Below are 13,658 nucleotides of genomic sequence, written 5' to 3'. Positions count from 1 at the left end.
ATGTTTATCTATACCATCCGTCGGCTAAACCTCTTTCTGATTACCCTGCTGATCCTGACCTTGATCGGCTACAGTATTTTGCGCCTAGACAATACGTCGCTATGGAGTACCCAGCCATTCTGGTCCGGCTGGGCGATTTACCTCGAGAATCTGATGGCCGGCCACTTAGGCATGAACCTCCAAGGCGAGCCAATTGTCGACGAAGTGATGGCAGTTTTCCCGGCGACGCTTGAACTGAGTTTCTTTGCTTTTGTGCTTTCGCTGATCATCGGTATCCCTGTCGGTACCCTTGCCGGTGTCAAACGCGGCAAATTCATTGACACGGCCATCTCTTCAATCACTCTCGTGGGTTACTCTATTCCACTTTTTTGGTTGGCGATGCTGCTTATCCTACTGTTTTCACTTGAATTAGGTTGGCTACCCGTTTCTGGTCGCTACAGTTTGCTGTACGAAATTGACCATGTCACCGGTATTGCGCTAATCGATGTGATGCTATCTGACAAGCCTTACCGTGCTGAAGCCCTGATGGATACCATCAGACACCTTGTGCTGCCCACGGTGGTATTGGCAATGGCACCAACTACCGAGGTGATCAGGCTAACCCGTGCATCGGTATCTGATGTCATGGATCAAAACTTCATCAAGGTTGCCCAGACCAAGGGCTTGTCGATGTTTGAGATCATTACCCGGCATGTACTGAGAAATGCCATTCCCCCTATCATCCCAAAACTGGGGATGCAATTCTCGACCATGATGACCTTCGCCATGCTGACCGAATCCATCTTCAACTGGCCGGGGATCGGCCGCTGGTTACTTGATGCCATTTCAACCCAAAACTACGTCGCTATCCAAGCCGGTGTGATCACCGTGGGTACCTTTATCCTGATTGCCAATATCCTGTCTGACTTGACCGGAGCCCTTGTCAATCCTCTCGTACGCAAGGAATGGTATGCTATCAAATAACATCTATCAGGAGACCAAGATCCCGACCCAGCGTGAGCGAGCCTGGCAAAACTTCAAAAATAATTCCTTGGCGATGTTTGGTCTGTGGTGCTTGGTTCTGCTGACCGTCATTACATTGCTGGCACCTTGGCTAACGCCCTATGACGCCTTCAGCCAGGTGGGTGAATTGCTCATGCCGCCATCGTGGGATACTGCCGGTAAAGTCGAATACTTCTTCGGCACCGATGATCTAGGCCGCGATATGCTCAGCCGTTTATTGCTCGGATCACGCCTGACATTTGGCTACGCCGTCTTGGTGGCAGTCGGTTCAGCTGTCATCGGAATTCTGATCGGCGTACTGGCCGGAATGACCCAGGGTTTAAAATCCAGCTTCCTCAACCACGTATTGGATACGGTACTATCGATCCCGTCCCTACTGCTGGCGATCATCGTTGTCGCTTACATGGGGCCAGGCGAGATCAATATCCTACTGGCTATTTGGCTGGCACTTATCCCGCGCTTTATCCGTGCGGTATATACTGCTGTACACAACGAGGTAGAAAAAGACTACATCTTGGCGGCACGTCTTGACGGTGCTAACAATTTCTACCTGCTATACAACTCTATTTTACCCAATATCCTGACCGTGCTGACCAACGAGTTCACCCGGGCAATTTCGATTGCTATTCTCGATATTGCCGCGCTGGGTTTTCTTGGTCTTGGCGCTCAGGCACCGATGCCGGAATGGGGGGCGATGCTCGGTGATTCCATTGAGCTGATCTATCTTGCTCCATGGACGGTGACCTTACCGGGGCTGGCCATTACATTCAGTGTATTGGTTGTAAACTTAGTAGGAGAAGGACTCCGCCAAGCCATTAATGCGGGGATTGACTGATGCCACTTTTAGATATTCGTAACCTGACCATTGAGATTGATACGCCGCAGGGCATGGTAAAAGCGGTTGACCGCATGAGCCTGACCATTAACGAGGGCGAGATCCGTGGCTTGGTCGGAGAGTCCGGCTCGGGGAAAAGCTTGGTTGCCAAAGCCATTGCCGGTGTGGCCAAGAGCAACTGGCGAGTCAGTGCCGACCGCCTACGTCTTGGTGATATTGACTTGCTGACCCTATCAGCGCGCGAGCGGCGTCGGGTCGTCGGCCGGGAAATCGCAATGATATTCCAGGAGCCATCATCGTGCCTTGACCCGTCTGAAAAAGTCGGTGAGCAATTGGAAGAGGCCATTCCTTCTGCATCGTTCAATGGCTATTTCTGGCAACGGTTCCACTGGCGTCAGAAACAGGCAATCGCCCTGCTGCACAAAGTCGGGATCAAAGATCACCGCCGTGTGATGCGGAGTTATCCTTACGAGCTGACCGATGGGGAATGCCAGAAGGTGATGATTGCCATGGCTATCGCCAACCGCCCTCGCCTGCTGATCGCCGATGAACCAACCAATGATCTGGATCCGATCACCCAGGCGCAGATTTTCCGCCTATTGAGCCGAATGAATCAATTGGGCAACACAACCATCTTGCTAGTCAGCCACGATCTGACTACCGTTACCCAATGGGCAGACCGGATCACTGTTATGTACTGTGGTCAGTCTGTTGAATCAGCCAACCGACAGCAGTTATTGGAATCACCACACCACCCTTATACCGAGGCACTGCTGCGGGCCATGCCAGATTTCAACCTCGATGAGCTTACTCACAAAAGTAAACTGGAGACCCTACCAGGCTCTATTCCCCCGCTTCAGCACCTACCGATTGGCTGCCGGCTGGGGCCACGCTGCCCACATGCCCAGCGTAAATGTGTCGAAGTACCGAAGCGTAGAAAGATCAAAAATCACAAGTTCAGCTGCCACTTTCCGCTGAACATGGAGAGCAATACAAAATGAGTGCGTTACTTGAAGTCGAGAACCTCAAAAAAGACTACCATTACCGCTCAGGCTTATTCCGCCGCCGTACTATAGAAGCGGTAAAACCGGTTTCCTTCAGCTTGGAAGCCGGGGAGACCATCGCCTTTATGGGGGAAAACGGCTCAGGCAAGTCCACGTTAGCGCGAATGCTCTCTGGGGTAGTGGAGCCTACCGAGGGAGTGATCCGTGTTAATGGCGAGCCGCTAACACACCGTGATTACCAGACCCGCTGCAAGCTGATCAGAATGATCTTCCAAGATCCCAATACCTCGCTGAATCCACGGATCCAGATCGGTAAAATCCTCGAAGGCCCGCTGAAACGAAACACCAACATGACACCGCAAGCCCGTGAGCGCCGGATCATGGAAACCCTGAAGCGAGTAGGCTTGCTACCTGAACACGCTTATTTTTATCCTCAAATGCTCGCAACCGGCCAAAAGCAGCGCGTATCACTGGCACGAGCCTTGATCCTGCAGCCTTGTGTCATTGTGGCTGACGAAGCGCTTAACGGACTAGATATGTCAATGCGCTCCCAGATCATCAACCTGCTGCTCGAGCTTCAGGAAGAAATGGGACTATCGTACATTTACGTCTCGCAGCACATGGGGGTGATCAAGCACTTCTCCGACAGGGTAATCGTAATGCAGCACGGTATGATTGTTGAAGAAGGCAAAACCAATGAAGTATTCGGCAACCCGCAGCACGCACTGACCCAGAAGTTGCTCGACAGCCACTTTTCCGCCCCTTCCCATGACCGAAGCAATCGTATCAGCCGGGCAACACCGAAAATCGAGTGCTGATACTGCACGGTCTAACAGGACTGGATTGGGCTATAACAAAAACGGGGACTTGGCCCGTTTTTGTTATTCTTTGCCCAATATCAGACCGGCTAGACCAATATGACGGCCAAGCCACCAAGTACCACCGAGCCTAGCACCGGCAGGGCGACATACTTTCGCAATCCCGGCTCACCGATAAACCATGCCATCCCCATTTTTACCAAGCTATTTACTGCCGCTGCGATAAAAATCCCCATAGACGCCGTGGCTAGCATCTGGCCATCGTTACTCTGACGGCCAAGCGCAAGGGTGATGGCGTCAACATCGGTGATCCCTGAAATCGCCGCCAGCGCCAAGGTACCAGTATTACCAAACCACTCCTGTAGCCCATTCGCCAACAAGATGATCAGTAGCAATATGAGCCCGAACCCCAGCGCTGAAGTCAGCGCCAGTGGATTCTGTTTCATCTCGGGGTTGGTCTGATTGTCGGCTTTGTTGCGTTGCCATATCCACCATGCAGGCAGATAGAAGCCGAGCATCATCACTAACATCGGCAGCCATAGCCAGCCTATCAGTTGCCGGTTAACAACGGAGCACACAAACAAAATACGAGGGAACATGGTACCGCAACTGAGCAAGATCCCACTTGCCAGCAACCCATTGAGCTGAGGTTGTTGTTTAGAGAGGTGGGAAAACTGCAATGTCAGTGCGGTCGACGAACTAAGCCCAGCAAACAGGCAAGTCAGCAAAATACCCTTTTGTGCCCCGCCGATCTTCATTGCAAAGTAGCCGACAAAGGAAATACCGGCGATCAATACCACCATCCACCAAATCTCGTACGGATTGATTGCCCCCCATGGCCCCATCGGCTCATTGGGCAGTAACGGCAACAATACAACAGAGATCAAAAGCAAACGTAGGGCGGCATCCAGCTCATACTCCTGCAGTCGTTGCAGGGCATGGTGCAACTCTTGTTTGTTATCAAGGATTATGGCGGTGATCACCGCAGCAGAGACCGCCAAGGTGGGTTCGCCAACAATCGCCAACGCCCCAAGCAGAAAAGTGATTAACGCGCCCACCAACCCGGTGATGCTGAGGTTGGTTTGCCATCTCAATCGCTGTGAGTAGGCAACCGTCAGCACGATAGTCAGCGCGACGAATGACAAGCCGAGGAACAATTCGGAAAAGTAATCGGCCAGCAGCCCGCAGATACCACCGAGCAGCCCCACTAGCGAATAGGTTCTTATGCCGGCTATTCGACTGCCCGCCGCTTCATTACGTTCAACCCAGCCGCGCTGAATGCCAATGATAGCACCGAGCAGCAAGGCGATGCCCAGCCGGATATAAGGAGAGGTTAAGGCTAAATCCGAGTCCATTACGCCACCCAATCAGATCATCTTGATCTAGTGTAGAATGTGTAATGGCAAGCAACTGTCTGCTCTATCACGAATTTTATATCGGTAAACGAAAAACAGGCCCTCATTGAGGACCTGTCTTTGCTCAGCTAACCTATCGTCGGTTAAGCGAGTGTCTTATTGATCTCGGCCAGTACCGCCGCAGGATCAGCCGCTTGGGTAATTGGTCGACCGATAACCAAGTAGTCAGAGCCAGCCTGTACCGCTTCAACCGGCGTCATGACACGGCGCTGATCGCCTGCTGCGCTACCTGCCGGGCGGATACCCGGTGTAACTAACTTAAACTCACTACCGAGTTCCGTTTTCAGCATGGTTGATTCATGGGCCGAGCACACTACCCCATCAAGGCCGCTGTTCTTCGTCAGGCGGGCAAGATTCAAAACATGGTCTTTTGGCTCAGCCATGATGCCGATGCCTTGCAGGTCAGAAGCCTCCATGCTGGTCAGTACCGTCACGCCGATAAGCAGCGGGCGATCGTTACCAAACGGTTCAAGAATTTCGCGCGACGCTGTCATCATACGCTCGCCACCGCTGGCATGGACATTGACCATCCACACACCTAAATCAGCTGCGGCAGCCACCGCGCGTGAACAGGTGTTTGGAATATCATGGAATTTCAAATCCAGAAATACAGAATGGCCCCGCTCATGAAGTTTTCGCACAAAGTCAGGGCCAAAAAAAGTAAACATCTCTTTGCCAACTTTCAATCGGCAACTTCCCGGTTCAATCCGGTCAACAAAGGCTAGTGCTTCGTCTTGGTTTGGGTAGTCGAGAGCGACAATTACTTTTGGATCTAACATGGCATCTCCTGCTTAGTCATAAGGTCAAACTAGCCCAGCTCGCTGAGCGCGCTCAGGATTGTACATCAAAATAGTTTTTTATCGAGCATTAATTGAAAATTAACACCAAGCACCCAAAAAACGCACTCAACCTGTTTAGCCAATCGTTTATTCAGCTCACTAAACTTTTTACGGCTAATTTACTGACATAAATTGACCACCAAAATATTAACCTTCTATATTTGGCCAATATAAGCTTACTTTTGTTACAAAAAAGCCCACTTGGATCTCAAGCAGGCTTTTTATAATAGTTTTAGCATGTAAATTTGAGCTTATTCACCATCCAGTCCTCGGATAGGTTTAATTGCCCCCCACCCTTTACAGGATGGACATTGCCAGTACAGGGAGTGGGTCGCAAAACCACACTGGCGGCAACGGTAGTGAGGCTTAATTTTAAGCTGCTCCCCCACCAGGCCACGTAGCGTGGTCAAGCTGTCTTTCGCCCTGCCGTCCTCGGCCTCGTCCAAATGATAGTCCATCAGCTGATAGAAGCCTTTCATGGTCGGGTTCTTCTGCAACTGACGAGTCATGAACGTTTGGGCCATGGTCGGGCCTTCTCGTTTAGCAATTTCATCAGCCAGCATCAGTTCGGCCGTTGACCCGGCTTTTTGCTCAACACAGTAGCGCAGGTACTTAAGCCAGCCAGATTCATTGTCCATCGCTTCATAGCACTGCAACAGTAGCGGCAGCGCCTCACCGATAAACTCAAGATCCTGTTCGGCAACACATTCCAGCTGCTTAGATGCCGCTTTAAACTCTTCTTCAGCTATCAAGATTTTAGCCAGCATAATGCTAGCCCTGACACAGGTCTTGTCCGCCGACAACGACTTTTTGATCAACTGCTTCGCTTTATCAGGATTTTGCGCGCTCATTTCAAGCATGGCCATTTCACACCAGTAGTGAGCAATATCGTGCTTGAGTTTACTCTTACCCATTTTAACCAGCTGGGTCGCAATATGGACGGCTTTATCCCATTCCCGGGTCTGTTGGTAGATAGTCAGAAGTTGTTGCAAAGCCCCTTTGCGATGATCAGGTTCGTCCAGCAGCTGTTCGAAGATTTTCTCGGCACGGTCAAAGAAACCAGCCGCCATATAATCTTGCGCCAGTTGCTGCAAAGCGAGATTGCGCTGATCGATGGTAAGGTTTGGACGGGCAATTAAGTTTTGGTGAATGCGAATCGCACGATCAACTTCACCCCGGCTTCGGAAAAGATTCCCCAAAGCCAGGTGTGTGTCAATGGTTTCGCTATCAACCTGAAGCAGCTCAATAAACACATCAACTGCTTTATCAGACTGATCCGACAACAACAAGTTTAAACCAGTCACGTACTGGCGTGACATGTGATGAGACTGTTCTTGTTGCTTGTTACTAGCGCTCCTGTTACCCATGTACCAGCCGTAAGCGGCTGCGATAGGCAATAGCAGGAACAACAGCTCTAACATTAAATGTTATTCCTTAACTGGCTCGGCTCGTAGCTGATCCAATTCTTGTTGCTGCTTTTGTACTTTCTTGCTCAGGCGGTTTTTGGTGAAACGGGTCTTGAGGTAAAGCAGGCCACAAATTAGCCAGCCGATCACAAACCCGGAACCGAAGGCAATACCCAGCAACGTCGAAAGCTGGAATTCTCCCTGGGCTAACAGAAAGTCAAAATTAACCAACTGCTGATTTTGGGCACCCAAGGCAAGGGTAACCAAGAAACACGCAGCCAGTAAGAGTACAGTCAGTATCTTCATCGTGAATCCTTCTCACTTGAACGAAATGGAGATGATACCTATCTGGTAAAGGCAATGCCCTAAACAGAAAACATCTGGTATAAACACAGAAGGGTATGGCCTGATTATGCAAGATTTTGCCTCGTCAGACCATGATCAATACGCATAAAAAAACGGCATACTTAACAGCATGCCGTTTTTTTGTTCTATACGTGGTTAACTAGCAATCGACAAGTTAACACGGTCACGTAATTCCTTACCTGGCTTGAAGTGAGGAACGTACTTGCCGTCCAGCTCAACTTTGTCGCCTGTTTTCGGATTGCGACCTACACGTGGAGCGCGGTAATGCAACGAGAAGCTACCAAAGCCACGGATTTCTATCCGGTCACCCTCGGCAAGTGTCGTAGCCATATGCTCAAGGATTTCCTTAATTGCATCTTCTACCTGTTTGGCAGAAAGATGTGTTTGTTGACTACATAGCCTTTCAATTAATTCAGACTTTGTCATAAACACTCCGTTTTTAGTATGTTTCTCAATAGTATAACCGCTTGGGAGGAAAAGTGATCCCCCCTCGCTCAATTATTCGCCTTTAGCCGCTTTGAAAGCGTCAGCCATTGCGCTACCGAAAGAAGCATCGTCTTGCTTGTTCAGGTTAGCCATAGCTTCTTGCTCTTCAGCAACGTCTTTAGCGCGTACAGATAGGTTGATTACGCGGTTCTTACGGTCAACGCCTGTGAATTTAGCTTCAACAGAATCGCCAACAGAAAGAACTAGAGTTGCGTCTTCAACACGGTCAACAGATGCTTCAGAAGCACGTAGGTAACCTTCAACACCTTCGATTAGCTCAACAGTTGCGCCTTTAGCATCAACTGCAGTAACTGTACCAGTTACTAGTGCGCCTTTCTTGTTAACAGCAACGTAGCCGTTGAACGGGTCTTCTTCGATCTGCTTAACACCTAGAGAGATACGCTCACGCTCAGCGTCAACCGCTAGAACTACAGCAGAGATCTCGTCGCCTTTCTTGAAGTCGCGAACTGCGTCTTCACCAGCAACATTCCAAGAAATGTCAGATAGGTGAACTAGACCGTCGATGCCGCCTTCAAGACCGATGAAGATACCGAAGTCAGTGATAGACTTGATCTTACCAGTTACGCGATCGCCCTTAGCTTGCATTTCTGCGAATGACTGCCATGGGTTAGCTTTACACTGCTTAAGACCTAGGCTGATACGACGACGTTCTTCGTCGATATCAAGAACCATAACTTCAACTTCGTCGCCCACGTTAACAACTTTAGATGGGTGGATGTTCTTGTTAGTCCAATCCATCTCAGAAACGTGTACAAGACCTTCAACGCCTTCTTCGATTTCAACGAAGCAGCCGTAATCAGTTAGGTTAGTTACGCGGCCAGAAAGCTTAGTGCCTTCTGGGTAACGCTTAGCGATAGCTACCCATGGATCTTCGCCTAGCTGCTTAAGACCTAGTGATACGCGAGTACGCTCACGGTCGAACTTAAGAACTTTAACGTTGATCTCGTCGCCAACATTAACGATTTCAGATGGGTGCTTAACGCGCTTCCAAGCCATGTCAGTGATGTGTAGAAGACCATCAACACCGCCAAGGTCAACGAATGCACCGTAGTCAGTAAGGTTCTTAACGATACCTTTAACTTCCATGCCTTCTTGTAGAGAAGCAAGAAGCTCATCACGCTCAACGCTGTTTTCAGATTCGATAACTGCGCGACGAGAAACAACTACGTTGTTACGCTTCTGGTCTAGCTTGATTACTTTGAACTCTAGCTCTTTGTTTTCTAGGTGAGCAGTGTCACGAACTGGACGTACGTCTACTAGAGAACCTGGTAGGAACGCACGGATGCCGTTAAGTTCAACTGTGAAGCCGCCTTTAACTTTACCGTTGATGATACCAACAACAGTTTCAGCGTCTTCATAAGCTTTCTCAAGAACGATCCAAGCTTCGTGGCGCTTAGCTTTCTCACGAGATAGCTTAGTCTCACCAAAGCCGTCTTCTACTGCATCTAGTGCAACGTCAACTTCAGCACCAACTTCGATTTCAAGTTCGCCAGCAGCGTTCTTGAATTCTTCAGCAGGGATAGAAGACTCAGACTTAAGGCCTGCGTCAACTAGTACGTAACCGTTTTCGATAGCTACAACAGTACCTTTAACGATCGCGCCTGGACGTGTTTCTAGTTCGTTTAGAGACTCTTCAAAAAGTAGAGCAAAAGATTCAGTCATTATTTAATCTTCAATGTGATTAACAACCATGGGTATCCTACCGCATGGGGTTGGTAGTAATGTCAGTTATCATCCGTGACACCGACGCCATCTGCCGAATTATTCGGCTGATAATTTCGTTTCAATATGGGCCAATGCCAGTTCAATGACTTGGTCGATAGACATCTCTGTAGAGTCTAGCACCAAAGCATCAGCCGCGGGACGTAACGGTGCGACCGCACGATTGCGATCTCGGTAGTCACGTTCCTGAATTTCTTTCAAAAGGTGGTCAAAGTTAACATCTAACCCTTTCTGTTGCAACTGCTTCATGCGACGACTCGCACGTTCTTCAGCACTGGCATCGAGAAAGAACTTGACTTCTGCCTGAGGGAACACAACGGTTCCCATATCACGACCATCCGCCACCAAACCCGGCGCCTCACTGAAGGCTCGCTGGCGACGAAGCAACGCTTCGCGAACGCGTGGCAGTGCGGCCACCTTAGAGGCTGCCATGCCGGTTTCTTCCTTACGAAGTTCACCCGACACGTCTTCCCCTTCAAGAATCACCTTTACCAACTCACCTTCAGCCACGAACTGTACATCCAAGTGGGCAGCCAATGGGACAAGTGCGTCTTCAGACTCAAGATCAACCCCGTGGTGCAGTGCCGCAAGGGCTAGCACGCGGTAGATGGCACCAGAGTCCAATAGCTTCCAGCCCAGTTTTTCTGCCAACAGCATACATAGCGTGCCTTTACCGGCACCGCTTGGTCCATCGACAGTGATCACTGGCGCATGAGTAGACATAGGTAATCTCCAAACTTGTTTAAATCTAAGCAGTAATACCCATCGACACGCATTCCGTACATATCGATACTTATTACCGCTCTCAAACGGGGGCATATTATACGAGAAAAAAGTTGTGATACCAATCAGTAATCGGGCTTAAAACCAAATCCCCTCCCGGAAAAACAAAAAACCCGCCAGCCAGCGGGTTTTCTTTAATATATTGACAGCTTAGACAATTAGCTGCTCAACATTGCCAATTTATCGAAGTAATCGGGGAAGGTTTTAGAGGTACACTTTGGATCGTTGATGGTCACCGGCGTATCGCTCAGGGCCACCAGCGAGAAGCACATCGCCATGCGGTGATCGTCGTAGGTATCGATCGCAGCATGCGTAAGCTGTGCAGGCGGGGTGATTGTAATAAAGTCCTCACCTTCGACAACATCAGCACCAACTTTTCGCAATTCGGTCGCCATGGCTGCCAAGCGGTCTGTTTCCTTCACGCGCCAGTTGTAGACATTACGGATTGATGTCGTACCGTCGGCAAACAAGGCCGCTGTAGCAATCGTCATTGCCGCATCAGGAATATGGTTAAAGTCCAGATCAACGGCTTTTAGTTCACCGCGGCGGGCAATCACATAGTCATCGCCCCACTCAATATCAGCCCCCATCGCGGCCAGTGCGTCGGCAAATTGAACATCCCCCTGAATACTCTTTTTGCCAATACCGGTCACTTTCACTTCACCGCCTTTAATCGCCGCTGCGGCAAGAAAATATGACGCTGACGAGGCATCGCCCTCAACCAAAAAATCACCCGGAGCCTGATAGGTCTGGCCGCCTTTTACCACAAACTCCTGGTAATCGCGGTTCTCCACCTCGACACCGAACTGGGCCATGATGTGCAAGGTAATATCGATGTAGGGTTTTGACACCAGGTCGCCTTTAATGCGGATCACCGTCTGTGCCGCAGCCAACGGTGCAGACATCAAAAAGGCGGTTAGAAACTGGCTAGAGATTGAACCATCGATGTCTACTTCACCCCCTCTAAGGCCCGTGCCTTTGATCTTGAGCGGTGGGTAATTGTCATTTTCGAGATAGGTGATATCAGCACCCGCGGTGCGCAGGGCATCAACCAAGTGGCCAATTGGACGCTCTTTCATCCGAGGCTCGCCGGTCAGAACAAACTCGCCCTCGCCAAGGCACAGTGCCGCTGCCAGCGGGCGCATCGCAGTACCGGCATTGCCCAAAAACAACTCCATGGCTTGAGCAGGCTTGAACGCACCACCTAGGCCAGTGACTTCACAAACGGTTTTGTCTTCAGACAGTTGATAGCTCACTCCCAGCTTGGTCAAGGCTGTTAGCATATGACGGATATCATCACTATCAAGGAGGTTAGTCAGTCGGGTCTTACCGCTTGCTAACGCTGCCAATAGCAAAGCTCGGTTCGAGACGCTCTTGGAACCAGGCAAATTCACGGTGCCATTAATTTTACTGATCGGCTGTAACGTTAAACTTTCCATCTGTTATTTCATCAATCCTGTTTGGTCGCAGTCATTGCAGATTAACCAATAATGCCTCAGTTCGCTAGTACTGAATTTACACGCCTTGTTTAGCCTTTATCGCGACCAATAAAAAAGCGCCCACAGGCGCTTTTTTCAGACTAATCAAGATGCAGCTTAATCATCACAGCGTGATAAATAGGTACCATTGAAGTCACAATCAAGGTCGACCCAACGTCCTTCGTACTTGATCAGCGAGCTATCTGTTGCCTCATAGCCCCAGATTGTCCCATTAATTACTGGGCCTTCTAGCTCGATGTCGTCATCAAAACGATCCTCGCGCTCGATTTCGATCGCCACGTAACGGCCGGTGCCGCTGGCATCTTTCAGGTAGCGCCCTTCGACTTCTACCCAGCTTGTATCAAGGTTATCGTGATTCAAGCCATCGTCGAATTCCGTCTGGCCATTGAGTTCAATTTCAATGTCATTGATGGTGAATACGCCGTCTTGGTATTTGGCTTCACCGACAGCCTGGAACTCTTTGCCCTTGATGCTATCACCACCGTCCTCGAATTCGATTTCTGTCGCCACCAAACGCCCTGAGCGCAGCACCATCTCGACCTCGACCCAGCGGCCCGAAGCCAAATCCTCGCGGCGGCCATCGTCAAACTCAGTATTGTTGTTCACCTCGATACGCAAACGGCCGTTGAGCTCGATTTGGGTCAGGCTGTTGTTGACCCAGGAAATCACACCTTCGATTTCGGTATCGTCGTAGTCATGATCATCTTCGACATCCACCTCAGTGGCAAGCAAGGTCTTGGTATCGGTATTATATGCACCATAGACTTCGACCCACGCGCCGTTGCCCAGCTCATCGCGATCATCCACATCGGCATTGCTGTAATCGACTGTCACCATGCCAACCTTGAAAGTGTGGGTATCGAGCTGTGATACCGGCCCTTCGATTTCAACAAAACCCAGTGCAGGTACTTTCTGCACCGCAACCACTTCCACCGAGCCATCAGCCAGTGGGTAGGTGGTCACCATTACCCAATCACCCACATTGATACCGGTCAAACCAGCAAAGGTCATGGTGATGCCGTTAACCGTAAATGTATCGCCGTTGATTGCGCTGACCATACCGGTCAGTGAAGGGTCCAGCTTCATTGTTTCGATCTGGTTGTTGTCGGCGTCGATCTGAACACGCATACCATTGACCAGCTGATCAAAAGGCAATTCCACCCCATCCCTGTACATCACCGGCGCACCGTCACTGCGCAGTGCATACCCGTTCACGTTCAGGGTCTTGCTGCTGTGCGAGATGTTGGCTACCTGACCGTCGAGACGGCCCGTTTTTGTGTCCGCGGCTGAGCCACCCGAACCAGAACTTCCACCACAGCCAACCATCGCCACTGCAACTAGAGAAGCTAGTGCCATTTTTTTCATAATTTTCCTATGATTAATTGTGCGTAATTGAAAACTGGCGGTATCTTATAGCCGACGCCGTGAAGCAATCGTGAAGAAATCCGAGTGAGAAAAAATA

13 protein-coding genes are annotated in these 13,658 nt (G+C 50.0%); 4 read left to right on the top strand and 9 right to left on the bottom strand.

From position 1 onward, the window contains the following. Genes C9I99_RS14065 through C9I99_RS14050 form a run of 4 tightly spaced genes read left to right on the top strand, consistent with a single transcriptional unit; the run spans window position 1 to window position 3,659 of the window. Window positions 1-963, top strand: coding sequence for an ABC transporter permease (locus C9I99_RS14065; RefSeq protein WP_107349518.1), 963 nt, complete (start codon window positions 1-3; stop codon window positions 961-963). Then, window positions 950-1,837 (top strand): putrescine export ABC transporter permease SapC, encoded by an 888-nt coding sequence (gene sapC / locus C9I99_RS14060; RefSeq protein WP_107349517.1) that lies wholly within the window; start codon window positions 950-952, stop codon window positions 1,835-1,837. The genes C9I99_RS14065 and sapC overlap by 14 nt, the downstream gene beginning before the upstream one ends. Further along, on the top strand, window positions 1,837-2,838 hold the full coding sequence (locus C9I99_RS14055) for a peptide ABC transporter ATP-binding protein (RefSeq protein WP_107349516.1): 1,002 nt from the start codon (window positions 1,837-1,839) through the stop codon (window positions 2,836-2,838). The genes sapC and C9I99_RS14055 overlap by 1 nt, the downstream gene beginning before the upstream one ends. Further along, a complete protein-coding gene (locus C9I99_RS14050) occupies window positions 2,835-3,659 on the top strand; it encodes a peptide ABC transporter ATP-binding protein (protein ID WP_107349515.1) in 825 nt (274 codons plus the stop codon). Before C9I99_RS14055 ends, C9I99_RS14050 begins: the two co-directional genes overlap by 4 nt. Window positions 3,660-3,748: 89 nt before the next feature. Here the strand turns inward: C9I99_RS14050 and C9I99_RS14045 are convergent, their stop codons facing one another. From C9I99_RS14045 to C9I99_RS14005, 9 genes are all read right to left on the bottom strand, one after another. Then, window positions 3,749-5,014, bottom strand: coding sequence for an MgtC/SapB family protein (locus tag C9I99_RS14045; RefSeq protein ID WP_107349514.1), 1,266 nt, complete (start codon window positions 5,012-5,014; stop codon window positions 3,749-3,751). 143 nt (window positions 5,015-5,157) lie between these two features. After that, window positions 5,158-5,853 carry an orotidine-5'-phosphate decarboxylase gene (gene pyrF, locus C9I99_RS14040; RefSeq protein ID WP_107349513.1) on the bottom strand — a complete coding sequence of 232 codons (696 nt, stop codon included), beginning with the start codon at window positions 5,851-5,853 and terminating at the stop codon, window positions 5,158-5,160. Window positions 5,854-6,164: 311 nt separating this feature from the next. Beyond that, complete coding sequence (gene lapB / locus C9I99_RS14035) at window positions 6,165-7,334, bottom strand: lipopolysaccharide assembly protein LapB (protein ID WP_107349512.1); 1,170 nt, start codon at window positions 7,332-7,334, stop codon at window positions 6,165-6,167. Window positions 7,335-7,340: 6 nt separating this feature from the next. Further along, complete coding sequence (locus C9I99_RS14030) at window positions 7,341-7,625, bottom strand: LapA family protein (RefSeq protein WP_107349511.1); 285 nt, start codon at window positions 7,623-7,625, stop codon at window positions 7,341-7,343. Between the two features lie 195 nt (window positions 7,626-7,820). Beyond that, the gene (gene ihfB / locus C9I99_RS14025; protein ID WP_107349510.1) at window positions 7,821-8,111 is read right to left on the bottom strand and encodes an integration host factor subunit beta; all 291 of its coding nucleotides are present in this window, start codon (window positions 8,109-8,111) and stop codon (window positions 7,821-7,823) included. Between the two features lie 72 nt (window positions 8,112-8,183). Then, the gene (gene rpsA, locus C9I99_RS14020; protein WP_107349509.1) at window positions 8,184-9,854 is read right to left on the bottom strand and encodes a 30S ribosomal protein S1; all 1,671 of its coding nucleotides are present in this window, start codon (window positions 9,852-9,854) and stop codon (window positions 8,184-8,186) included. Window positions 9,855-9,953: 99 nt separating this feature from the next. Beyond that, window positions 9,954-10,637, bottom strand: a complete 684-nt coding sequence (gene cmk, locus C9I99_RS14015; RefSeq protein WP_107349508.1) for a (d)CMP kinase — start codon at window positions 10,635-10,637, stop codon at window positions 9,954-9,956. Between the two features lie 218 nt (window positions 10,638-10,855). Beyond that, on the bottom strand, window positions 10,856-12,136 hold the full coding sequence (gene aroA, locus C9I99_RS14010; RefSeq protein ID WP_107349507.1) for a 3-phosphoshikimate 1-carboxyvinyltransferase: 1,281 nt from the start codon (window positions 12,134-12,136) through the stop codon (window positions 10,856-10,858). A 156-nt stretch (window positions 12,137-12,292) separates the two neighbouring features. Then, complete coding sequence (locus C9I99_RS14005; RefSeq protein ID WP_107349506.1) at window positions 12,293-13,561, bottom strand: DUF5666 domain-containing protein; 1,269 nt, start codon at window positions 13,559-13,561, stop codon at window positions 12,293-12,295. Window positions 13,562-13,658 lie beyond the last annotated feature (97 nt).

The sequence above is a fragment of the Photobacterium lutimaris genome, assembly GCF_003025555.1.
GTDB classification, from domain to species: Bacteria; Pseudomonadota; Gammaproteobacteria; order Enterobacterales; family Vibrionaceae; genus Photobacterium; species Photobacterium lutimaris.
Note: the sequence above shows the minus strand (reverse complement) of the source record. Positions and strands in the feature narration are given on the sequence as shown.

Bases quoted from the DNA above. Each gene is read 5' to 3' on its own strand.
- sapC (WP_107349517.1), top strand. From the start codon at position 950: ATGCTATCAAATAACATCTATCAGGAGACCAAGATCCCGACCCAGCGT.
- C9I99_RS14065 (WP_107349518.1), top strand. From the start codon at position 1: ATGTTTATCTATACCATCCGTCGGCTAAACCTCTTTCTGATTACCCTG.
- ihfB (WP_107349510.1), bottom strand. From the start codon at position 8,111: ATGACAAAGTCTGAATTAATTGAAAGGCTATGTAGTCAACAAACACAT.
- pyrF (WP_107349513.1), bottom strand. From the start codon at position 5,853: ATGTTAGATCCAAAAGTAATTGTCGCTCTCGACTACCCAAACCAAGAC.
- aroA (WP_107349507.1), bottom strand. From the start codon at position 12,136: ATGGAAAGTTTAACGTTACAGCCGATCAGTAAAATTAATGGCACCGTG.
- lapB (WP_107349512.1), bottom strand. From the start codon at position 7,334: ATGTTAGAGCTGTTGTTCCTGCTATTGCCTATCGCAGCCGCTTACGGC.
- cmk (WP_107349508.1), bottom strand. From the start codon at position 10,637: ATGTCTACTCATGCGCCAGTGATCACTGTCGATGGACCAAGCGGTGCC.
- C9I99_RS14045 (WP_107349514.1), bottom strand. From the start codon at position 5,014: ATGGACTCGGATTTAGCCTTAACCTCTCCTTATATCCGGCTGGGCATC.
- C9I99_RS14030 (WP_107349511.1), bottom strand. From the start codon at position 7,625: ATGAAGATACTGACTGTACTCTTACTGGCTGCGTGTTTCTTGGTTACC.
- C9I99_RS14005 (WP_107349506.1), bottom strand. From the start codon at position 13,561: ATGAAAAAAATGGCACTAGCTTCTCTAGTTGCAGTGGCGATGGTTGGC.
- C9I99_RS14050 (WP_107349515.1), top strand. From the start codon at position 2,835: ATGAGTGCGTTACTTGAAGTCGAGAACCTCAAAAAAGACTACCATTAC.
- rpsA (WP_107349509.1), bottom strand. From the start codon at position 9,854: ATGACTGAATCTTTTGCTCTACTTTTTGAAGAGTCTCTAAACGAACTA.
- C9I99_RS14055 (WP_107349516.1), top strand. From the start codon at position 1,837: ATGCCACTTTTAGATATTCGTAACCTGACCATTGAGATTGATACGCCG.